The organism is Rhodococcus sp. ACT016 (assembly GCF_050477185.1).
Classification (GTDB): domain Bacteria; phylum Actinomycetota; class Actinomycetes; order Mycobacteriales; family Mycobacteriaceae; genus Prescottella.
The window spans coordinates 1,479,487-1,500,681 of record NZ_JBEAET010000001.1 but is presented as its reverse complement, the minus strand read 5'-3'; the positions used below and the strand labels follow the sequence as shown (position 1 = coordinate 1,500,681).

18 protein-coding genes and 1 tRNA gene are annotated in these 21,195 nt (G+C 69.4%); 6 read left to right on the top strand and 13 right to left on the bottom strand.

The window, feature by feature from the left end; translation table 11 throughout:
• Positions 1 to 7 precede the first annotated feature (7 nt).
• The 10 genes from ACQ5DX_RS06915 to argS all read right to left on the bottom strand — a co-directional run bounded on the left by ACQ5DX_RS06915 (position 8) and on the right by argS (position 12,173).
• Entirely contained in the window at positions 8 to 670 is a 663-nt protein-coding gene (locus ACQ5DX_RS06915; protein WP_430331929.1) for an L-threonylcarbamoyladenylate synthase, read from the bottom strand.
• A gap of 33 nt (positions 671 to 703) precedes the next feature.
• Positions 704 to 1,597, bottom strand: a complete 894-nt coding sequence (gene prmC / locus ACQ5DX_RS06910) for a peptide chain release factor N(5)-glutamine methyltransferase (protein ID WP_430331928.1) — start codon at positions 1,595 to 1,597, stop codon at positions 704 to 706.
• 120 nt (positions 1,598 to 1,717) lie between these two features.
• Positions 1,718 to 2,797 carry a peptide chain release factor 1 gene (gene prfA, locus ACQ5DX_RS06905; RefSeq protein ID WP_430331927.1) on the bottom strand — a complete coding sequence of 360 codons (1,080 nt, stop codon included), beginning with the start codon at positions 2,795 to 2,797 and terminating at the stop codon, positions 1,718 to 1,720.
• 147 nt (positions 2,798 to 2,944) lie between these two features.
• Positions 2,945 to 3,178, bottom strand: a complete 234-nt coding sequence (gene rpmE / locus ACQ5DX_RS06900; protein ID WP_430331926.1) for a 50S ribosomal protein L31 — start codon at positions 3,176 to 3,178, stop codon at positions 2,945 to 2,947.
• A 160-nt stretch (positions 3,179 to 3,338) separates the two neighbouring features.
• Positions 3,339 to 5,399, bottom strand: a complete 2,061-nt coding sequence (gene rho, locus ACQ5DX_RS06895) for a transcription termination factor Rho (RefSeq protein ID WP_430331925.1) — start codon at positions 5,397 to 5,399, stop codon at positions 3,339 to 3,341.
• Positions 5,400 to 5,724: 325 nt separating this feature from the next.
• Positions 5,725 to 6,657, bottom strand: a complete 933-nt coding sequence (gene thrB, locus ACQ5DX_RS06890; RefSeq protein ID WP_430331924.1) for a homoserine kinase — start codon at positions 6,655 to 6,657, stop codon at positions 5,725 to 5,727.
• Between the two features lie 35 nt (positions 6,658 to 6,692).
• Positions 6,693 to 7,796, bottom strand: a complete 1,104-nt coding sequence (gene thrC, locus ACQ5DX_RS06885) for a threonine synthase (protein ID WP_430331923.1) — start codon at positions 7,794 to 7,796, stop codon at positions 6,693 to 6,695.
• Positions 7,793 to 9,106, bottom strand: coding sequence for a homoserine dehydrogenase (locus ACQ5DX_RS06880; RefSeq protein WP_430331922.1), 1,314 nt, complete (start codon positions 9,104 to 9,106; stop codon positions 7,793 to 7,795). Before ACQ5DX_RS06880 ends, thrC begins: the two co-directional genes overlap by 4 nt.
• Positions 9,103 to 10,524, bottom strand: a complete 1,422-nt coding sequence (gene lysA / locus ACQ5DX_RS06875) for a diaminopimelate decarboxylase (protein ID WP_430331921.1) — start codon at positions 10,522 to 10,524, stop codon at positions 9,103 to 9,105. Before lysA ends, ACQ5DX_RS06880 begins: the two co-directional genes overlap by 4 nt.
• Positions 10,521 to 12,173, bottom strand: coding sequence for an arginine--tRNA ligase (argS, locus tag ACQ5DX_RS06870; RefSeq protein ID WP_430331920.1), 1,653 nt, complete (start codon positions 12,171 to 12,173; stop codon positions 10,521 to 10,523). Before argS ends, lysA begins: the two co-directional genes overlap by 4 nt.
• 167 nt (positions 12,174 to 12,340) lie before the next feature.
• Between argS and ACQ5DX_RS06865 the strand changes: the two genes are divergently transcribed.
• The 3 genes from ACQ5DX_RS06865 (at position 12,341) to ACQ5DX_RS06855 (ending at position 14,252) form a co-directional block, all read left to right on the top strand.
• A complete protein-coding gene (locus ACQ5DX_RS06865) occupies positions 12,341 to 13,273 on the top strand; it encodes a DUF3105 domain-containing protein (protein ID WP_430331919.1) in 933 nt (310 codons plus the stop codon).
• A gap of 9 nt (positions 13,274 to 13,282) precedes the next feature.
• The gene (locus ACQ5DX_RS06860) at positions 13,283 to 14,008 is read left to right on the top strand and encodes a DUF305 domain-containing protein (protein WP_430331918.1); all 726 of its coding nucleotides are present in this window, start codon (positions 13,283 to 13,285) and stop codon (positions 14,006 to 14,008) included.
• Between the two features lie 171 nt (positions 14,009 to 14,179).
• Positions 14,180 to 14,252, top strand: a tRNA-Arg gene (locus tag ACQ5DX_RS06855).
• 62 nt (positions 14,253 to 14,314) lie between these two features.
• Here the strand turns inward: ACQ5DX_RS06855 and ACQ5DX_RS06850 are convergent.
• Entirely contained in the window at positions 14,315 to 15,574 is a 1,260-nt protein-coding gene (locus ACQ5DX_RS06850; RefSeq protein ID WP_430331917.1) for a hypothetical protein, read from the bottom strand.
• A gap of 22 nt (positions 15,575 to 15,596) precedes the next feature.
• Positions 15,597 to 16,634 carry a TIGR03617 family F420-dependent LLM class oxidoreductase gene (locus tag ACQ5DX_RS06845; RefSeq protein WP_430331916.1) on the bottom strand — a complete coding sequence of 346 codons (1,038 nt, stop codon included), beginning with the start codon at positions 16,632 to 16,634 and terminating at the stop codon, positions 15,597 to 15,599.
• Between the two features lie 102 nt (positions 16,635 to 16,736).
• Between ACQ5DX_RS06845 and ACQ5DX_RS06840 the strand changes: the two genes are divergently transcribed.
• The 3 genes from ACQ5DX_RS06840 to ACQ5DX_RS06830 all read left to right on the top strand — a co-directional run bounded on the left by ACQ5DX_RS06840 (position 16,737) and on the right by ACQ5DX_RS06830 (position 20,920).
• Positions 16,737 to 20,030 (top strand): arabinosyltransferase domain-containing protein, encoded by a 3,294-nt coding sequence (locus tag ACQ5DX_RS06840; RefSeq protein ID WP_430335566.1) that lies wholly within the window; start codon positions 16,737 to 16,739, stop codon positions 20,028 to 20,030.
• A 66-nt stretch (positions 20,031 to 20,096) separates the two neighbouring features.
• A complete protein-coding gene (locus tag ACQ5DX_RS06835) occupies positions 20,097 to 20,450 on the top strand; it encodes an ArsR/SmtB family transcription factor (RefSeq protein WP_430331915.1) in 354 nt (117 codons plus the stop codon).
• Positions 20,447 to 20,920, top strand: a complete 474-nt coding sequence (locus ACQ5DX_RS06830; RefSeq protein WP_430331914.1) for an SRPBCC family protein — start codon at positions 20,447 to 20,449, stop codon at positions 20,918 to 20,920. The genes ACQ5DX_RS06835 and ACQ5DX_RS06830 overlap by 4 nt, the downstream gene beginning before the upstream one ends.
• Before the next feature lie 20 nt (positions 20,921 to 20,940).
• On the opposite strand, the gene ACQ5DX_RS06825 is transcribed toward ACQ5DX_RS06830, so the two are convergent.
• On the bottom strand, positions 20,941 to 21,195 hold the full coding sequence (locus tag ACQ5DX_RS06825; RefSeq protein ID WP_430331913.1) for a helix-hairpin-helix domain-containing protein: 255 nt from the start codon (positions 21,193 to 21,195) through the stop codon (positions 20,941 to 20,943).

Here is a 21,195-nt window from a genome sequence, read left to right as displayed (position 1 = left end):
ATCACGGTCACTTTCCTTCCGGGAGAAGGCTCTCGGCGGTGACCCCGAGCACCTCGGCGACGTCGGCGGTCGCGACCGCGCCCTCGCGCAGGATGCGCGGCTCGTCCGCGGTGAGGTCGACGATCGTCGACGCGACGGCGTGGGTGGCCGGTCCGCCGTCGAGGTAGACGCTCGCCGCGCCGCCCAACTGGTCACGCGCCTCGTCGACGGTCGTGGCCGCAGGGCGGCCGGAGATGTTCGCGCTGGAGACCGCCATCGGTCCGACTTCACGCAGCAGTTCGAGCGCGACCGGATGCAACGGCATCCGGAGCATGACCGTGCCGCGACTGTCGCCGAGATCCCAGGCGAGCGAAGGAGCTTGCTGCACAACGACACTCAGTCCACCGGGCCAGAACGCCTTGATCAGCTCGCGGGCCTGCGGGCGTACCGAGTAGACCAGACCGTCGATCGTGTTCCACGAGCCGACCAGGACCGGCACCGGCATGTCGCGACCGCGGCCCTTCGCCCGCAGCAGGCTCGCGACGGCGTCGCCGTCGAACGCGTCGGCACCCAACCCGTAGACGGTGTCGGTCGGGAGGACGACGAGCCGACCGGCCTTGAGCGCGTTCTTGGCCGCGGTCAGTCCGGCTTCGCGGTTGTCGGGATCCTTGCAGTCGTAGACAGTGCTCACTCCCCCATCCTTTCACTCACGTTCGAGCGGCCGTCATCGCGCCGCCTCGACGTCGGTCGCGACGCGGTGCGCGACGACGAATCGGGGACGGCCGGCGAGGTCCGGATGTTCGACGACGTGACCGAAAACTCGACGTGCCCGGAACAGCTCTGCGGTCTCGGACCCGTTGGTGTCGTCGTGCTCGACGCCCACGGCTCCGCCGATCCGCAGCCACCGTGCGATGTTGTTGACCATCGGCTTGATCACGGACAGGCCGTCGACCCCGCCGAAGAGCGCCGAGTACGGATCGTGGTCGGCCACCTCGGGATCGAGAACCGCGCCTTCCGGAATGTACGGGGGGTTCGACACGATCAGGTCGACGCCACCCTCGAGCGCGGTCAGCAGGCTGCGGTCGGTGACGTCACCCTGCACGAGATTGATCGGGGTGTCCCCGGCCGCCGCGCGCCGATCCGCGTTGCGTCGCGCCCAGGCGAGCGCGCGCGGCTCGAGTTCCACCGCGTGCACGACCGCGTCGGGGCGGGCATGCGCGATTGCCAGCGCGAGCGCGCCGGACCCGGTGCACAGGTCCATCACGACGGGTGCGCGCAGACCGCTCGCCTCGAGGTGCGCGAGCGCCCACGCCAGGAGCAGTTCGGTCTCGGGCCGGGGCACGAACACGCCGGGCCCCACCTCGAGCGACACGTTGCCCATCGCGGTCGAACCGACGATGTACTGCAGCGGGATTCGCTCGGCTCGGCGGGCCACCAACGTGCGGTACTCCTCGATCACCGACGGATCGACGAGCGGCACCAGGCCCAGGCGGGTTCGTTCCACACCCAGTAGGTGGGCGGCGAGAAGTTCGGCGTCCACGCGGGCCGAGGGAACGCCTGCCCGCTCCAACTCGGCGGCTGCCTCGATGATGGCCAGGCGGAGGGGTTGTCGACTCACGGGTACAGACTGCCACGTCGGTCACCGACACAGCGCGGACAGGTGCCGGTCCGGTGGACCGGCGCCGGGACGAGAGCTGCCGGCATCGGCACGCTCACCGACGACGGCCGCCCTGACGTCTCACTCCGCGGCGAGGCGGGCCTCACGGTCGGCCTGGCCGAGCGCGTCGAGCAGCGCGCCCATCTCGCCGTCGAGCACGGCGTCGAGGTTGTGCGCCTTGAACCCGATGCGGTGATCGGTGATGCGGTTCTCGGGGAAGTTGTAGGTGCGAATCCGCTCGGAGCGGTCGACCGTGCGGATCTGGCTCTGCCGACCGGCGGACGCCTCGGCGTCGGCGGCCTCTTCGGCGGCTGCCTGCAGGCGCGCCGCGAGAACCTGCATCGCGCGAGCCTTGTTCTGCAGCTGCGAGCGCTCGTTCTGACACGTCACGACGATGCCCGTCGGCAGGTGGGTGATGCGAACCGCGGAGTCGGTGGTGTTGACGCCCTGGCCGCCCTTGCCCGACGACCGGTAGACGTCGATGCGCAGGTCGGACTCGTCGATCTGCACCTCCTCGACCTCTTCGGGCTCGGGGTAGATGAGGACGCCGGCCGCGGACGTGTGCACTCGGCCCTGCGACTCGGTGACTGGCACGCGCTGCACGCGGTGCACGCCGCCCTCGAACTTCAGGCGCGACCAGACGCCGTCGCGGACGTCGCCCTTCGACTTGATCGAGATCGTGGCGTCCTTGTAGCCGCCGAGGTCGGACACGGTGGCGTCGAGGATCTCGACGCGCCATCCGGCGCGCTCGGCGTACCGGACGTACATGCGGGCGAGGTCGGAAGCGAACAGCGCGGACTCCTCGCCGCCCTCCCCCGACTTGAGCTCGAGCACGACGTCGTCGGCGTCGTGCGGGTCGCGCGGGGCGAGCAGATCGGTGAGCATCTTGTCGAGTTCGGCCACCGCCGCCTCGAGGGCGGGAACCTCAGCGGCGAACGCCGCGTCGTCGGCGGCCAGCTCACGCGCCGCGTCGAGGTCGTCCTGCGCGGACTTGAGCTTGGTGTAGGTGGCCATGACAGGCGCGAGTTCGGCGAAGCGCTTACCCGCCTTGCGTGCCGCTGCCGGATCGTTGTGCAACGCCGGATCCGCGAGCTGCTGCTCCAGGCCCGCGTGCTCGGCCAGGATGTCGTCGATCGCCGACGGCTTCGTCGTCCCTGCCATGGTTGGCTCCTGTTTCGCGATTTGCGCACTTGTCGGTGTTGTCGAGACCTCCGAACCGCAACAAGTGCGCAAAACGCGGAACGGGGACTGCACAAAAAAAGCCGACGCCCGGCCTGCAGGTTCGCAGGACGGGCGTCGGCGGGGCAGCTACTGGTCGGCAGCGGCCGTCTTCGGGGCACGCTTGCCGTAGCGAGCCTCGAAGCGAGCGACGCGTCCGCCCGTATCGAGGATCTTCTGCTTGCCGGTGTAGAACGGGTGGCACTGCGAGCAAACTTCGACGGTGATCCGTCCGCTCTGCGCGGTGCTGTGGGTCTCGAACGTGTTGCCGCAACCGCACACGACGGTGGTCGCAACGTACTCGGGGTGAATTCCAGCCTTCATGGTGTCCCTTTCAATGGCCGCCGGGTCGACCTCGCCGTTCGAGGACGTGAACCGGAACCGGACATAGTTGTCACGCGGTCGATCATTCTGCCAGATCGCCGGTGCTTTCTCCTAAACACACCACCGGGCGGGATGATTCCCGCCCGGTGGTGCGTGGACGTCAGTCCGCGAGCGAGCCCGGAGCGGTCTTCGAGACCGTCATCAGGAACTCGACGTTGCTCTTGCTCTTCTTGAGTCGGTCGACGAGCAGGTCGATCGACTGGTGCGTGTCCAGACCCGACAGCACGCGCCGCAGCTTGTGCACGACGGCGAACTCGTCGGGGCTCATCAGGAGCTCGTCCTTGCGGGTGCTCGACAAGTTGACGTCGACGGCCGGGAACACCCGCCGCTCGGCGATCTTGCGATCGAGCTTGAGCTCGGCGTTACCGGTGCCCTTGAACTCCTCGAAGATCACGGTGTCGCCGGTGGAACCGGTCTCCACCAGGGCGGAGGCGATGATGGTCAGCGAGCCGCCGTTCTCGATGTTGCGGGCGGCACCCAGGAAACGCTTCGGCGGGTACAGCGCCGTCGAGTCGACACCACCGGACAGGATGCGTCCGGAGGCCGGCGACGAGTTGTTGTACGCGCGACCCAGACGGGTGATCGAGTCGAGCAGCACGACGACGTCGCGTCCCTGCTCGACGAGACGCTTCGCGCGCTCGATTGCGAGCTCGGCGACCGAGGTGTGGTCTGACGGCGGACGGTCGAACGTCGAGGCGATGACCTCGCCGTTCACCGACCGCTGCATGTCGGTGACCTCTTCCGGACGCTCGTCGACGAGGACGACCATCAGGTAGCACTCGGGGTTGTTGACCGAGATCGCGTTCGCGATGTCCTGCAGGACGGTGGTCTTACCGGCCTTCGGCGGCGACACGATGAGGGCTCGCTGGCCCTTACCGATCGGCATGACCAGGTCGATCACGCGGGTCGTCAGGATGTTCGGCGTCGTCTCGAGGCGCAGGCGCTGGTTCGGGTACAGCGGCGTGAGCTTGTTGAACTCCGGACGCTTGCGCGCGGCCTCGGGGTCGTGGCCGTTGACGGTGTCGAGGCGGACCAGCGGGTTGAACTTCTGGCGCTGGTTGCTCTGCTCGCCCTCGCGGGGAACGCGCACCGCGCCGGTGATCGCGTCGCCGCGGCGCAGGCCGTTCTTACGAACGAGGTTCATCGAGACGTACACGTCGTTGGGGCCGGCGAGGTAGCCGGAGGTCCGCACGAACGCGTAGTTGTCGAGGACATCGAGGATGCCGGCGACGGGCTGCAGGACGTCGTCCTCGCGGATCTCGGGCTCGCGGCCCTCGCCCGCCTCACCACGGTCGCGTCCACGACGACGCTCGCGGAAGCGGCGTCCACGACGGCCGCGGCCCTCTTCGTCGTCGGCGTCACGGCGTTCGCCGCGACCCTCACCGCGCGGACCGCTGCCACCCTGGCCGCGGTCGCCACGCTCGCCACCCTGGCCGCGGTCACCACGCTCACCGCGGTCACCACGCTCGCCACGCTCGCCACGGTCACCACGGTCGCCACGGTCACCGCGCTCACGTCGGCCACCACGCTCGCCGCGCTCGTCGGTCTGCTGGTCCTTGCCCTGCTCGCGCGCCTCGCCCTGCTTGGCTTCGCCGTCCTTGACCTCGGCGGTCCGGTTCTCGGCCGGCGCGGTCTCGGTCGCGGCGCTCGTCGACGCGGTGTCGACGTCCGCGGCACCGGACTGCTCGGGAGCACCCGCGCGGCGGGTCGAGCCACGGCGCTGACGTGCGCGGCGCGGCGCCTGCTCGGCGTCGGCGTCCTGCGCGTCGGACGGAGCGGATGCTGCCTGTTCCTCGCGGGCGGCAGGTTTTTCCGCGGCCGGCTTCTCAGCGGCCGGCTTCTCGGCGGCCGCGGGGGCGGTGCCGTTCGCGGACTTGGCGGCGCCGCCGCCCTGCCGCTCCTTGATCGCGGCGATCAGGTCGCCCTTGCGCATCCCCGAGGTGCCCTTGATACCGAGTTCACCCGCGAGCGAACGAAGCTCTGCGAGCACCATTCCGGAGAGCCCGGCGCCACGTCGGGCCTCAGCACGCTTGGTCGACGCGGCGACCGCGCCCTCGCGCGGTGCAGCGTCGGAAGTCTGTGGAGGATTACCCGCCCGGGCACCCGCGGCCTGTGCCGGGGAATCTTGAACAGGCGTGGCAATCAGGTCCGTATCGGTCACGGAGGTCCTTTCCTTCCCTCGCTCGCGCTGCGCAAAGCCGAGGGTTCGTCCCGCAGTTCAGTCGACAACTGAACTCGGATGTGCCGTATCCGCTGGATGGAATTTCGGCTTGTCCCCCATCACATCACCCGAGAAGGCGAGTGCTGTCGATCGATCAACGCAGAGAAACGCGTGAGGATCATGCCAGGTATACCCCGAGAAAATGGAGTGAACGCCCTGGTGAAGCACCGGCGTCTGAAGCGCACGATGTACGGACACGCTCAGGATAGCGGCGAATGCCCTACTCGGCAAGAACCGAGTAGTAACCCATCCTGAGCGCGTCCGATCAGTTCACCTGGACGCCGTCGGCGATCTCGAGCTCAAGGACCCGGAGGCCGTCCTGCTCGGCTTCGTCCCGGAGGGAGTTCGGGAATGGCTGGCCCGACAGGGCCAGCACCGTCGGGCCCGCGCCCGAGACGGTCGCCGCGATTCCGGCCTCGCGCAGCTTCGCGATCCACCGGGTCGTCAGCGGAAGCGCCGGCGCACGCTGCGCCTGGTGCAGCTTGTCCTCGGTGGCGGTCATCAGCAAGTCGGGACGCTGCGTGAGCGCGACCACCGCGAGCGCGCCGCGGCTGACGTTGAACGCCGCGTCGCGGTGCGGCACGGTCTCGGGCAGCAGCCCCCGCGTGAGCGCGGTCGAGGACCGCTCCGACGGCACCAGCGCCACCACCCGGACGTCCGGGTGGACCGCGAGCCGCACCGCGTTGTAGAGCCGCTGCGACTCGTCGTCGACCTCGCTCTCGCTCCACGACACGACCACGCCGCCGAGGACGCTGGCGGCGGCGTTGTCCGGGTGTCCCTCGAACTCGGACGACAGCTGCACCAACTGGGCGTCGGTCAGCGCCAGCTCCGGCGCCGCCTTGCGAGCCAGACCGTTGGCGGCGGCCAGGCCGCCGACTGCCGCCGACGCCGACGAACCGAGTCCGCGCGAGTGGGGAATGGCGTTCCGGCACACCACGTCCAGACCGTCGGCCCACAGGCCGGCCGCCTCGAGGCCCCGCTCGATGGCGCGGACGACGAGGTGGGACGGGCCCCACGGCACGTCGTCCGCACCCTCACCCTCGACTCGGATGGTCAGTCCCGAATCAGTGGTCGTGACAGTGATCTCGTCGTACAGACCGAGCGCGAGGCCCAGCGTGTCGAAACCCGGACCGAGATTGGCACTCGATGCGGGCACACGCGCGGTCACCGTGAGTCCGGTGGGGAGGGTCTGAGTCATCGCCTGATTCACTGCCGTGTCCGGAGCCGCGGTCACTATGCCAGCTCGAGTGCCGACGCCACGGCGACGGGATCGACCGGAATCGGCTGCACCGCAGGCATACCCGCGAGGGCGGTGTCCGGGTCCTTGAGGCCGTTGCCGGTGACGGTGCACACGACGGTGAGCCCGGAGTCCAGCCAGCCTTCCTTGCGGGCGGCGAGCAGGCCCGCGACGCTTGCGGCGGACGCCGGCTCGACGAAGACGCCTTCGGTCGCGGCGATCAGGCGGTACGCCTCGAGGATCTCCTCGTCGGTCGCCGCACGGAACGCGCCGTTCGATTCCTCCTTGGCGGCCACGGCGCCGTCCCACGACGCGGGCGCGCCGATGCGGATCGCGGTTGCGATGGTCTCCGGATCCTTGACCGGGGCACCGTGCACCAGGGGCGCCGCGCCGGCGGCCTGGACACCGAGCATCCGCGGGCGCACCGAGGTGATGCCGTCGGCGAAGTACTCGGAGTAGCCGCGCCAGTAGGCGGTGATGTTGCCGGCGTTGCCGACGGGCAGCGCGTGCACGTCGGGGGCCTTGCCGAGGGCGTCGCAGATCTCGAACGCGGCGGTCTTCTGGCCCTCGATGCGGACCGGGTTCACCGAGTTGACCAGACCGATCGTCGGGAACTCGGCGGTGGTCTTGCGCGCCAGCTCGAGGCAGTCGTCGAAGTTGCCCTGCACCTGGATGATTCGCGCACCGTGCATGACGGCTTGGGCGAGCTTGCCCATCGCGATCTTGCCCTGCGGGACCAGCACCGCGCAGCCCATGCCGGCCTTTGCGGCGTACGCGGCGGCGGAGGCCGACGTGTTGCCGGTGGAGGCGCACAGCACCGCCTGCTGGCCGCGGGCCAGGGCGTCGGTGACGGCCATGGTCATGCCACGGTCCTTGAACGAGCCGGTCGGGTTGAGGCCCTCCACCTTCAGGTAGACGTCGCACCCGGTCAGCTCCGACAGGTGCGCGGCCGGCAGCAGCGGCGTGCCGCCCTCACGCAGCGTGACGGTCTTCCAGTTCGGTCCGATCGCAAGCCGGTCGCGGTAGGCCTCGATCAGTCCCGGCCACGGGGTGTGGACGGGGGTCGTCTTGGTTTCGGCCTTGGAGTTGGCGCCGGTCATTCGGAGGTACCTTCCAGTCGGAGCACGCTGGTCACAGCGGTTACAGATTCGAGTTCGGCAAGAGCGGCAACCGTTTCCGCCAGCGCCGCATCGTTCGCGAGGTGGGTGACGACCACGAGGCGCGCACCGTCGCCGGCGCCTTCCTGGCGGACCGTGGAGATGCTGACGCCACGCTTGGCGAACTCGGCGGAGACCGCCGAGAGCACGCCGGCGCGGTCGGCCACCTGCATGTTGACGTAGTAGCGGGTCGGGATGTCCCCCATCGGCGCAATCGCGAGGTCCGCGTACTTGGACTCGCGCGGACCACGTCCGCCGTGCACCTTGTTACGCGCGGCCATCACGACGTCGCCCATGACCGCGGACGCGGTGGGGGCACCGCCGGCGCCCTGGCCGTAGAACATCAGCCGACCGGCGTTGGCCGACTCGACGACGACGGCGTTGTACGCGCCGTTGACACCGGCCAGCGGGTGCTCACGCGGGACGAGGGCCGGGTACACGCGCGCCGAGACACGCTCGCTGCCGTCTCCGTCGACGATCCGCTCGCAGATCGACAGCAGCTTGATGGTGCAGTCGAGCGACTTGGCGGCGTCGAGGTCCGCGGAGGTGATCTTCGAGATGCCCTCGCGGTAGACGTCGCCGGCGGTGACGCGGGTGTGGAAGGCGATCGACGCGAGGATCGCGGCCTTGGACGCGGCGTCGAAGCCCTCGACGTCGGCCGTGGGGTCGGCCTCGGCGTATCCCAGACGCCCGGCCTCGGCGAGCGTCTCGGCGTAGTCGGCGCCGGTCTCGTCCATGGCAGACAGGATGAAGTTGGTGGTGCCGTTCACGATGCCGAGCACGCGGTCGACCCGGTCGCCGGCGAGCGACTGCGTCAGCGGGCGGATCACGGGGATCGCGCCGGCCACCGCCGCCTCGAAGTACAGGTCGACGCTCTCGCGCTCGGCGGCCTCGGCCAGTTCACCGGTGTACTCGGCGAGCAGCGCCTTGTTCGCGGTGACGACCGACTTGCCCGCGTTGAGCGCGGCGAGCACCAACTTGCGCGGCAACTCGATGCCGCCGATCACCTCGACGACGACGTCGACGTCGTCGCGTGTCACCAACGCCTCGGCGTCGGTCGTCAGCAGTTCCTGCGGCACGCCACGATCGCCTTCGATGCGGCGGACCGCCACACCGCGCAGTTCCAGGCGTGCACCGACTCGGGCCTCGAGGTCCGACGAGTGCTCCCGGATGATCCGGGCCACCTCGCTGCCCACGGTCCCGAGGCCGAGAACAGCCACCCCGATGGCGCGCTGCGCCGATTCGCTGGTCACTCCGTAACCTCCAAGCTGAGCAGATCTTCCACAGTTTCCCTACGCAAGATTAGGCGCGAAGCACCGTCCCGCACCGCCACCACGGCGGGTCGCGTGAGCAGGTTGTACCGGCTCGACATCGAATAGCAGTATGCGCCGGTCGCGGCGACGGCGAGCAGATCTCCGGGACCGAGATCGTCGGGCATCCACGCGTCGCGGATGACGATGTCACCGCTCTCACAGTGCTTGCCGACGACCCGAGCGACCACCGGTTCGCCCTCGCTGTCGCGCGAGACCAGACGGGCATCGTATTCCGCCTGGTACAGCGACGTGCGGATGTTGTCGCTCATTCCGCCGTCGACGCTGATGTAGCGGCGGGTCGCACCGGCGTCGAGCGTGACGTCCTTGATGGTGCCGACCTCGTACAGCGTGACGGTGCCAGGGCCCGCGATGGCGCGGCCGGGCTCGACCATGAGCGTCGGGACCGGCAGGCCGGCTGCCTCGGACTCGCTGGCCACGATGTGCGCGAGCTTGGCCGCGAGTTCGTCGACCGGGGGCGGATTGTCACTCGACAGGTACGAGATGCCGAGACCGCCGCCGAGGTCGACGATCGAGAGCTGAGCCGTCTTGTCGGCGCCGAAGCGGTCCACGATCTCGCGCATCAGGCCGATGACGCGGTGCGCGGCCAGTTCGAAGCCGTCGACCTCGAAGATCTGCGATCCGATGTGGCTGTGCAGGCCCACCAGCCGCAGGTTGTCGCTCCCGAAGACCCGGGCGACGGCGTCCATCGCCTTGCCGCCGGAGAGGGAGAAGCCGAACTTCTGGTCCTCGTGCGCGGTCGCGATGAACTCGTGGGTGTGGGCCTCGACGCCGACGGTGATGCGGATGAGCACGTCCTGCACGACACCGTGGCGGGCCGCGACCTCGTCGAGCCGGTCGATCTCGACCATCGAGTCGAGCACGATGTGCCCGACGCCGGCCGCGACCGCGGTCTCGAGCTCCGCGACGGACTTGTTGTTGCCGTGCATCGTGATTCGCTCGGCAGGGAAGCCGGCGTGCAGCGCGATTGCCAGCTCACCGCCGGACGCGACGTCCATCGACAGGCCCTCGTCGCGCACCCACCGGGCGATCTCCGCGGACAGGAACGCCTTGGACGCGTAGTGCACGCGCTCGGCGCCACCGAACGCGGCGGCCATCTCGCGACAGCGGGAGCGGAAGTCGTCCTCGTCGACGACGAACAGCGGGGTCCCGTACTTCTCGGCCAGCTCGGTGACCGAAACGCCGGCGAGGCGGACGACGCCGTCGTCGCCGCGCTTCGCTCCGCGCGGCCACACCTGCGCGGGCAGCGTCGTCATCTCGGACGACGATGCCGGGCGCGGGGGCAGTCCCGGGGCGTGCTGGATCTCGGCGTGCCGGGGACCGGCGGGGTGCGCGTTCACATCCGCTCCGGGGCGCTGACGCCGAGGAGCTCGAGACCGTTCGCCAGGACCTGACGCGACGCGTCGCACAGCGCCAGGCGCGCGGTGTGCAGGTCGGTGGCCTCCTCGTCACCCTGCGGCAGGATGCGGCAGGCGTCGTAGAAGCGGTGGTAGGTACCGGCGAGTTCCTCGAGGTAGCGCGCGATGCGGTGCGGCTCACGCAGCTCGGCGGCCTTCGCGACGACGCGCGGGTACTCGCCGATGGTGCGGATCAGATCGCCCTCGCGGTCGTGCGTGAGCAGGCCCAGGTTCGGGTTCTGCGAGCTGAGCCCCAGGTCGGCCGCGTTGCGCGCGATCGAGCACAGCCGCGCGTGGGCGTACTGGACGTAGTACACCGGGTTCTCGTTGGTGGTGCTCGCCCACAGCTCGAGATCGATGTCGATGCTCTGGTCCACCGACGAACGCACCAGCGAGTAGCGGGCGGCGTCGACGCCGATCGACTCGACGAGGTCGTCGAGGGTGATGACGGTGCCGGCGCGCTTGCTCATCTTCACCGCGACGCCACTGCGCACCAGATTGACCATCTGACCGATCATGACCTCGACCGTGTCCGGGTCGTCACCGAACGCCGCTGCGGCGGCCTTGAGGCGGCCGATGTAGCCGTGGTGGTCCGCGCCGAGCATGTAGATGCACAGGTCGAAGCCGCGGGCGCGCTTGTCCTGGAAGTAGGCGATGTCGCCGGCGATGTACGCGGCGTTGCCGTCGGACTTGATGACGACACGATCCTTGTCGTCACCGTAGTCGGTGCTCTTGAGCCACCACGCGCCGTCCTCGTGGTACAGGTTGCCCGAGCCCTTGAGGGTCTCGACGGCCTTCTCCACCGCGCCCGACTCGAACAGCGAGTTCTCGTGGAAGTAGACGTCGAAGTCGACACCGAACTCGTGCAGGGTGCGCTTGATGTGCGCGAACATCAGCTCGACGCCGATGGACCGGAAGGTCTCGTGCTGCTCGGCCTCGGGCAGATCGAGCGCACCGGGCGCCTGCTTCTGCACCTCGGCGGCGATGTCGACGATGTAGGCGCCGGCGTAGCCGTCCTCGGGGGCGGGCTCACCCTTGGCCGCCGCGATGAGCGAACGCGTGAAGCGGTCGATCTGCGCGCCGTGGTCGTTGAAGTAGTACTCGCGGGTCACGTCCCCGCCCTGCGTGGTCAGGATCCGCCCCAGGGCGTCGCCGACCGCCGCCCAGCGGGTGCCACCGAGATGGATGGGACCGGTGGGGTTCGCCGACACGAACTCGAGATTGATGCGCTTACCTGCGAGCGAGTCCCCCGAACCGTAGGCCGCGCCGTCTGCGAGCGCCTTTGCGACGATCGCGCCCTGCGCGTCGGCGGCAAGGCGAATGTTGAGGAAGCCCGGCCCCGCGACCTCGGCCGAATCGATGCCGTCGGCCGCGGTCAGGGCCTGGGCCAGCCAGGTGGCGAGATCGCGCGGATTGGCGCCGGCCTTCTTGGCGACCTGCATCGCCACGTTGGTGGCGTAGTCACCGTGCTCGGGGTTGCGGGGACGCTCGACCGTGAGCGTCGCGGGCAGTACGGAAACGTCGAGTCCGTGCTCGGCGAGCACCTTCGCGGCGGTTCCTCGGAGCAGTTCGGCAAGGTCGGCTGGAGTCACAGGAGTCCATCTTATTGCGTGAAGCTCCGGGCCGGATAACCAGTGCCGATTACCAGGATCGCCCTCTCCCAGGTTTCCCTCAGGGTGGGAACGTACAGTGGTTGGGCCCACGAGACTCATTACCCCTCGGGGACGCCCTTGTCCAATCACCGAAAGAGCACTCACCGATGCCAAGCGGTTCGGAAAATCGCGGTCCCGGCAGCAAGAACACGGGGGCCAAGTCAGCCAAGGCCATCAAGGCAGCGAAGAAGAAGGGCGGTGTGCCCGCGGCGAAGCGCGGCGGTGGCGCGCCGCGGCAGCTGCCCTGGCTGACCATCGGCGCCGTCGTGGCGCTTGTCGCCCTGATCGCCGTCCTCGCCGTCAACCTGGTCCCGAAGTACCAGGCGAAGGAAGAGGCCGACAAGTACGCGCCGTCGACGTCCAACCAGGATCCGTCGACCGGGATCGACGGCGTGGTCAAGGTCGACTACCCCGCGGGCATGCACATCCAGCCGACGCAGCGCGTCGCGTACGACCAGTCGCCACCCTTCGGCGGACCGCACGACGCGATCTGGGCCACGTGCACCAGCACCGTCTACGCCAACGCGATCCGCAGCGAGAACGCCGTCCACTCGCTCGAGCACGGCGCGATCTGGATCACCTACAACCCCGACAAGATCGACGACGACCAGCGTCAGCAGCTGGCCAACCGGGTGGAGGACAACTCCGGCTACATGCTGATGTCGCCGTACCCGGGCCTCGACACCCCGATCTCGCTGCAGTCGTGGGGCCACCAGCTCAAGCTCGACAGCGCCGACGACAAGCGGATCGACCAGTTCATCACCGCGCTGCGTCTGAACCGCTACGCGTACCCGGAGGTCGGTGCAAGCTGCTCGACGATCCCCGACTCGTTCGATCCGAAGAACCCGCCGCCGTTCGATCCGAGCGCCCCGGGCCCCGATGCCGTGCCGATGGACGGTGGCGGCATCACGCCGGACAACAGCGAGGTGGGCGGCGCGGCCGGTCTGCCGACGGACATGCAGCTCCCGGCCGGCGCGGCCGGTCTGCCGACGGACACGCAGCTCCCGGCCGACGCACCGCAGCCCGGCGGAAACGGCTGACGAACGACCATGACGCAGATCGAGACACAGTCCTCCAGTGAGGTCGTTCCGAGCAAGCGGAGCCAGCGCACAGCGCTCGCGGTCGTCGGACTCATCGGAGTCCTGGCCCTCGGTTTCGCGCTCGGGTTCTTCGCACGGCTACCGATCACCGATCGCGAATCCTCCACTCCCAGTGCAGATTCGGTCGATGTCGGGTTCTCGCAGGACATGACGGTGCACCACAACCAGGCCATCGACATGGCCACGCTCGCGCTCACGAAGTCGGGCGATCCGGCCGTGAAGAACCTCGCGTACGACATCCTCACGTCGCAGCAGAACCAGGTGGGCCAGATGCAGGGCTGGCTGGCGTTGTGGGATCGTGCACCGCTGCCGACCGGCGGGTACATGACGTGGATGACCGAGGGCGACGGTCACAGTGGCCATGCGGGTCACATGGCGGCCGGAACCGCGGCACCTGCGGCGCACGACACGAGCAAGATGCCGGGAATGGCGACACCGGAGGAGATGGCGGCGCTGGGGCAGGCGTCGGGACGCGATCTCGACGTGATGTTCCTCCAGTTGATGCTGCGGCACCATCAGGGCGGGCTGCCGATGATGGAGTACGGCGAGCAGTACGCGGACATTCCCGCGGTGCGCAACCTGGCGCGGACGATGGTCGAGACGCAGCAGGGTGAGTCGACTCTCATGACGGGCATGCTCACGGAGCGGAACGCCGCACCGCTGCCGATGAACTGACCCCGCGAATACGGCTCGGGGTCGGGCGGCGCTCCCCACCGGGAGCGCCGCCCGACCCCGTTCACCCTCGCCTCGGCGCGCGAGAAACGCCCATCTACCAGGCGATGTGGATGATCGCCGACAATGCGCTACGCTAACTCCGCCCACTGGCACACCGGAGAATTCCGGTGAGCCCCCGTAGCTCAGGGGATAGAGCGTTCGCCTCCGGAGCGAAAGGCCGCAGGTTCGAATCCTGCCGGGGGCACCGGAAAGGCCCCACTCTCGTTCGAGAGTGGGGCCTTCGGCCTTTTCCGGCCTGGTTCGCGTTCAGTCCGACCCGGACCGTAGATCGAGTCCCCATGCACCCACCCCGCACACGACGATCACGGCGATCGAGACGACGGCCGCGGGCAGCGAGACCGAAGCCTGCCGCGCGAAGGCCGATTCAGCGTCCAGATACCGCTCACTGATCGTCCAGGCCGCGGCCGCGGCACCCGGGATCGCGACGGCGAACGGGAGCGAGAGGCCCACGCTCGTCGCGGGAGCCGACGCGGGCAGGCAGGATCCGACGGTGTAGCCGGCGGCCGTCGGCAGCACGAGTAGATACGCGATTGCCGGCAGGTCCCACTGGTCGGGGCCTACCAGAGCGGCAGCGGCCGTCCCGGCGAGAACCACGAACCCGACGACCGGAACCGGCCACCGGAGGCCCGCCACCACGCCGGCCACGATCAGCGCACCGGGAACCGCCACGGACCACCAGTCCGCGCCCGACGCGGGCACGCCGCCGGTAGCCGCTGCGAGTATCGCCGTTCCCGCGAACACGACCCGCCCGTCGGACCCGGGCAGGCGCCACGCGATCCAGGCGACGAGCGCCACGACCAGCCCCACGTACGGGTACCACCATTCCGGCCGGGCGCCGGATTGGATGAGGATCCAGTTGGCGACGAAGGCCCCGACCGGCAGCGCGAGAGCGACTGCGAGCCACCGGGTGTCGATGCGCACGGACCACGGCGGCCGACGGTCGAGCAGCGCGGTCAGGACCACGAGCACGGCAGCCACGACGGCGGGCCACAGGCCGACCACGCCTTCCGATTCCACCGCGCCCAGCGGCCTGTAGGCGGTCCAGCCGGCGTCCTCCGCACCGAACCGGCGCAGGTCCCCGACGGCGTCCGACAGCAGGAAGGCGCCGATCGTACCCGTCGCCAGAGCTCCCTGGGTGGCCGCGCTCCGGGCCGCGAGCGGTGACGCCCCGCCCAGGACCAGCCCTGCGGCAAGGGCATTCGAGTACAGCAGCACCACCGGCTCGCCCGGATACCGCACCATCTCGGGCAGCGCGAGCAGCAGCAGTCCCACCAACGCCGCCGTCGTGGCCAGGGCCACCGAACGGCGTCGGGTCAGCGCCACCGTGACCAGCACAGCCACGACCGCCGCCGCAGCGACCCCTGCCCCGTATGCGGAGAGGACCGCAGGCAGCGCGCTCTCGACACTGACGTAGTCGTCCGGCAACGGCGACCACAGGACTCGACCGGCGAGCGCACCCCCGAGGAGCGCGGCCGCGACCCCCACCACCCAAGCGAGACGATTCACCCTGCCCTCCTCCCCTGCTCGGCTATCCCGCCCGCAGCTCGGCGACCACGTCGGACATCAGTCCGTCGTGTTCGGGATTTTCCGGCAACGCGAGGGTGACGCCCGCGCAGCTGCCGGCCGCCACGCCGTCGAGTCGTCGCCGAATCACCTCGGCCAGTTCGTCGTAGCGGGCGGTGGGCACGATCTCACCGAGAACGTCGTCGGTGACGACCGCGCGCAGGCGCTCCCACTCGTCCCGCCGCACCAGAGCGGCCAACTGCTCCTGCAGGTCCGGGAATCCGTGGCGCTCGAGGGCGCCTCGGTACGCCGGGGTCGAGTACAGGAAAGCGAACAGCCGACGTCGTCGTTCCCGCTCGTCGGCCACATCTTGGTCGGTCGCTCCCGTGATGACCTGCAGTCCCGCGACGATCTCGAAGTCGTCCAGCGACCGCCCCACCGAGGATGCGCCCGCAGCCACCGCCGGCAGGCACTCGTCGGCGAGATACCGCGGATCGGAGTTGGTGGGATGGGTGACCATCCCGTCGGCCACCTCACCCGCGACGTGGCACATCCGCCTGCCGACGCCGCCGAGGTAGATCGGCGGCACGGTGGTGTCGGCGTCCGGTCCGGGGTTGAAGTACGGCTGCATCCGGGTGAACCGATAGTGATCCCCCTCGTACGCAACGAGTTCGCCGGTGCGGAAGGTGTCGAAGGCGGCACGCACCACGCCGACGTACTCGCGCATGCGGGGTGCGGGCGCGGACCACTCCATCGCGTACCGCTCCTCGATGTTCTGCCGGATCTGACTGCCGAGCCCGACGTGGAACCGCCCGCCCGACAGCTTCGACAGGTCCCACGCCGTGTACGCGGTCAGCAGCGGACTGCGCACGAACGCCAGCGCCACCGACGTCCGGACGACGATCCGCTCGGTGGCCCGCAGGGCGAGGAGCGCCAACAGGAACGGGTCGTGGACGGTCTCCGAGACGTGCAGGCCGTCGTAGCCGGCTGCCTCGGCGCGTCGGGCGAACTCGGCGACCGCCGTCGGATCGATGGCGGCGTCGGTTCCCGTGTACACCTTCATCCGTCCGTTCTACCCGGCGAATTGCCGGATTTCGCGGCGGCACGGTGAGTACGCCCGCGACAGATGTGATTACCGTTACCATCCCTTCTCGTGGTCGAGAGCATGGTGGGGGCGGAGCACGCAGCCGCAAAGGAACAGTCGAAGCAACCTGGACGAGGGGGAACGCCGCGGTCGGGGGTTCGACGTGCGCGTCTGATCGCGATCGTTGCCGCCGCGATCGGCGTGCTGTCGGCGGTGGCCATTCCGCTGCTCCCGGTCGATCAGCAGCAGGCTTCGCTGTCGTGGCCGCAGAACGGCGTGACGACCAGCGTCGAGGCGCCACTGGTGTCGTACGCGCCGCTGACGTTCGACGCCCGGATCCCCTGCGCGGCGGCGCAACGTCTCGAAAAGGGCGGATTCGTCGCCGCCACGATGCCGGCGGGTGCGCCGGGCGCAGAGCGCTACGGGTTGATCGCGAAGACGGTGGCGGCGTCCGGGGATGCGCCCGCGCGCTTCGAGGTGATCCTGCGCGACACGGCGCTGCTCTCCGCGCCGCTGACGGACCTCACCGGCCCCGACTGCGCGGTCACGATCTCGTCGGACGCCACCCGCACGGTCATGTCGGTCACCGGATCTCCGGCAGCCGACGCGATTCCGTCCAAGACCCTCGACGGTGACTTCCGGCCCCAGATGGTGGGTGTCTTCAGCGATCTCGACGGTCCGGCCCCGTCCGGCCTGCAGGTGAACGCCGAGATCGACTCGCGCTTCTCGTCGTCGCCGACTCCGATCAAGGTCGTCGCCATGATCGTGACGATCCTCGCGACGCTCGTGAGTCTGGTTGCGCTGCACCGCCTCGACTGCTCGGACGGCCGCCGGGCCCGCCGGTTCCTGCCCGCCCGCTGGTGGCGCTTCGGGTTCGCCGACGTCGTGGTGCTGGGCACACTCGTGCTGTGGCACTTCATCGGTGCGACCACCGCCGACGACGGCTACCAGTACACGATGGCCCGCTCGGCACAGTCGTCCGGATACATGTCGAACTACTTCCGCTACTTCGGGGTACCCGAGACCCCGTTCGGCACGCCGTACTACTACATCTTCGGCCTGCTCGACGACATCTGGAGCGCGAGCATCTGGGTGCGTCTACCCGCACTGATCGCAGGCTTCGTCACATGGATGGTGCTCAGCCGCGAGGTGGTGCCGAGACTCGGTGTCGCGGCACGCACGAGCAGGATCGCGCTGTGGACCGGGGCCCTGGCCTTCCTCGCGGTGTGGCTGCCGTACAACAACGGCCTGCGGCCGGAGCCGATCGTCGCGGCCGGTGTACTGCTCACGTGGTGCTCCATCGAGCGCGCCATCGCGACCCGACGTCTGTTGCCTGCCGCGGTCGCGATCCTCGTCGCGGCCGCGACGCTCTCTGTCGGCCCGTCCGGAGTCATCTGCTTCGCAGCGTTGATCGCCGGGCTGCGACCGCTGCTCCGGATCGTCATCGCTCGCGCGAAGACCGCCGGATACGCCGCGCTGTTGTTGCCGCTCGTCGCGTCCGGCACGGCGATCCTGGTCGCGATCTTCGCCGACCAGACCATCGCGGCGGTGCCGGTGATGCAGGACGCCCACGTCGCCGCCGGACCGAACGAGCACTGGACCACCGAGTTCCTCCGGTACCAGTGGCTGCTGAACATCGCACCGGACGGCTCGCTCGCCCGACGCTTCGGCATCTTCGCGATGTTCCTGGCGATCGGCGTCGGCGTCCTCACGATGCTGCGCAAGGGTGGACGTATCCCCGGAACGGCGGCGGGCCCGTCTCGGCGCATCATCGGTATCACCCTCGGTGCGATGGCCCTGATGATGTTCACCCCCACCAAGTGGACGCACCACCTCGGCATCTACGCCGGCCTGGCGGGCGCGCTCGCGGTGGTCGCATCAGTGGCCGTCGGCACCGCGGTGCTCCGTTCACCCCGCAACCGCGCACTGTTCGCTGCAGCGGTCCTGTTCGTCCTGGCCATCACCTTCAACGGACCCAACGGCTGGTGGTACGTGTCGTATTACGGCGTGCCATGGTGGGACAAGCCACCGTCGATCAGCGGTGTCAGCGCGGCCAAGATTCTGCTCGTCGGGACGATCCTGATGCTGGCGATCGCCCTGTGGTGCCACCTCCGCGACTCCGGTGTTCCCCGACCGGGTTCACCCACTCGCCGGGTCTGGGCCCTGCCGCCGCTGACGATCGCGGTCGCCGCCATGGTGCTGTTCGAGGTGCTCTCGCTCGCGAAGGGTGCGGTCACGCAGTACCCGGCGTACTCGCTGGCACGCTCGAACTTCGATGCACTGCGCGGCCAGAACTGCGGACTGGCGAACGACGTCCTGCTCGAGATGGATCCCAATGCGTCCATGCTGCAGCCGATTTCGGGCGACGCAGCGCATGCGCTCGCCGGAGAACAATCGACGGGCTTCACCCCGAACGGCGTCGCGTCCGATTTGAGCGCCGACGAGGGCACGGCCGCATCCGGCGCGGCCAATCTCGTCGATTCCGACACCAAGCCCACCTCGACCGATGCCTCGGCCGGTACCGGCGGCGGAGAGGGCACGATCGGCGTCAACGGCAGCACCGTGGCGTTGCCGTACGGCCTCGACCCGGCGACCACCCCGGTGCTGGGCAGTTACAGCCGTGGCGAACAGCTGCCGGCCAAGCTGGTCAGCGGGTGGTACGGGCTGCCCGCCATCGGCGACGACGGCACCCGCGGGGACATCGTCTCGATCGCCGTCGCAGGCCGCATCCGCACGGTCGATCCGGACGGCATCGTCACCCCGGGGCAGCACCTCGACGTCGAGTACGGCACCCGGCATCCCGACGGATCGGTGACGGTGCTCGGACGCGCCGCCCCGCTCGACATCGGGCCGGCGCCGTCGTGGCGGAATCTGCGGGTCCCGCTCGACCAGTTGCCCATCGACGCCGACACGGTCCGACTCGTCGCATCCGACGAGGACCGCGACCCGGACCAGTGGCTGGCGGTCACTCCCCCGCGCGTGCCGCAGACCCGGACGCTGAACGACGTCGTCGGCTCGAACACCCCGGTGCTCGCGGATTGGGCGGTGGGGCTCCAGTTCCCGTGCCAGCAGCCGTTCACCCATCACGAGGGTGTCGCGGAGGTGCCGCAGTACCGAATCCTGCCGGACCGCGGTGGTGCGGTCTCGACGAATCTGTGGCAGGACCACTTCGGCGGCGGACCGCTGGGCTGGACGGATCAACTGCTCACGGCCCGCACTATCCCGTCGTACCTGAACCACGACTGGCGCCGTGACTGGGGCGAGATCGAACAGTTCGAGCCCCGCGACGACTCGGCCGCCCCGGCCGACGTCACGACCGTCACCGAACGGCGTTCGGGGCTGTGGAATCCGGGCCCGATGGCGCTGCACTTCTGACGGTTCGACCGCGGTTTTCGTCGATTCGGTCTTGACTTCGGCGCCCACGCAGCGATACTTAAGGACGTGCTTAAGTATTCCGCGCCACTCGACCAGGTGTTCCACGCACTGTCGGATCCGAGTCGGCGCGGGATGGTCGAGCGGCTCAGCCGCGGCCCCGCCTCGGTCAGCGAGCTCGCGGCCCCGCTCGACATGTCACTGCCCGCCGTCGTGCAGCACCTCCAGGTGCTCGAGGCCAGCGGACTGGTGCGGTCCGAGAAGATCGGCCGCACCCGAACGTGCCACCTGGTGCCCGACGCCCTCGACGGTGCCGGGCAGTGGATTGCCCAGCGGCGCACAAGTACCGAGCGCCGCCTCGACCGACTCGGCGAGTACCTCGCCGAGACCGACGAAGCAGCACAAGCCAAGGAGTCGCCATGAGCACCCGATCCGTCACCCATTCCACATTCGTCGTCGAGCGCGTCTACGACGCAAGCCCTGCCCGCGTGTTCCACGCGTTCGCCGATCGCGACGCGAAGGCACGCTGGTTCAGCCACCCCGACGACTGGGTGTCGGACGAGGGCACGATGGACTTCCGGGTCGGTGGACGCGAGACCGTCAGCGGTGGCCCGAAAGGCGGCCCCGTGCACTCGTTCTCGTCGATCTACCAGGACATCGTTCCGAACGAGCGAATCGTGTACTCCTACGACATGCACATGGACGACGCGCGGATTTCGGTGTCGTTGGCCACGATCGAGCTCTTCCCGGCGGGCGACGGCACCCGCCTGGTGATGACCGAGCAGGGCGCCTTCCTCGACGACTTCGACGACGCGGGATCCCGCGAGGCGGGCACCAAGCTCCTGCTCGACGCGCTCGGCGCCGCGCTCGCTGCGGAGGCCGCATCGGCGTGATCGCGGCGGTCCCGGGCCGCCTAGTAGGTCCCGGGCTCCGACTCCTCCCGGCACGCCCGCTCGAGGACGGCGTCGATCGCCGCCCGGGCCTGCGGGCTGTTACGCCAACAGGTCGACCCGGTGACTGCGGCGCCGGCGTCGAGAATGTCGTCGGCGTGGACCGACCGCAGCGCGGCGAAGCTGTCGTGGCCCATCTCTTCGAGTCGAAGCACCACGGTGGGTCCGACACCCTTCAGCGCCAACAGTGCTGCCCGTTCGTCGTCACCGAATGCCAC

What these genes read in the sequence shown, in the direction of transcription:
- prfA (WP_430331927.1), bottom strand. Translation starts at nt 2,797, where the DNA reads ATGGCAGGGACGACGAAGCCGTCGGCGATCGACGACATCCTGGCCGAG.
- rpmE (WP_430331926.1), bottom strand. Translation starts at nt 3,178, where the DNA reads ATGAAGGCTGGAATTCACCCCGAGTACGTTGCGACCACCGTCGTGTGC.
- thrB (WP_430331924.1), bottom strand. Translation starts at nt 6,657, where the DNA reads ATGACTCAGACCCTCCCCACCGGACTCACGGTGACCGCGCGTGTGCCC.
- thrC (WP_430331923.1), bottom strand. Translation starts at nt 7,796, where the DNA reads ATGACCGGCGCCAACTCCAAGGCCGAAACCAAGACGACCCCCGTCCAC.
- ACQ5DX_RS06865 (WP_430331919.1), top strand. Translation starts at nt 12,341, where the DNA reads ATGCCAAGCGGTTCGGAAAATCGCGGTCCCGGCAGCAAGAACACGGGG.
- ACQ5DX_RS06860 (WP_430331918.1), top strand. Translation starts at nt 13,283, where the DNA reads ATGACGCAGATCGAGACACAGTCCTCCAGTGAGGTCGTTCCGAGCAAG.
- ACQ5DX_RS06845 (WP_430331916.1), bottom strand. Translation starts at nt 16,634, where the DNA reads ATGAAGGTGTACACGGGAACCGACGCCGCCATCGATCCGACGGCGGTC.
- ACQ5DX_RS06840 (WP_430335566.1), top strand. Translation starts at nt 16,737, where the DNA reads ATGGTGGGGGCGGAGCACGCAGCCGCAAAGGAACAGTCGAAGCAACCT.
- ACQ5DX_RS06830 (WP_430331914.1), top strand. Translation starts at nt 20,447, where the DNA reads ATGAGCACCCGATCCGTCACCCATTCCACATTCGTCGTCGAGCGCGTC.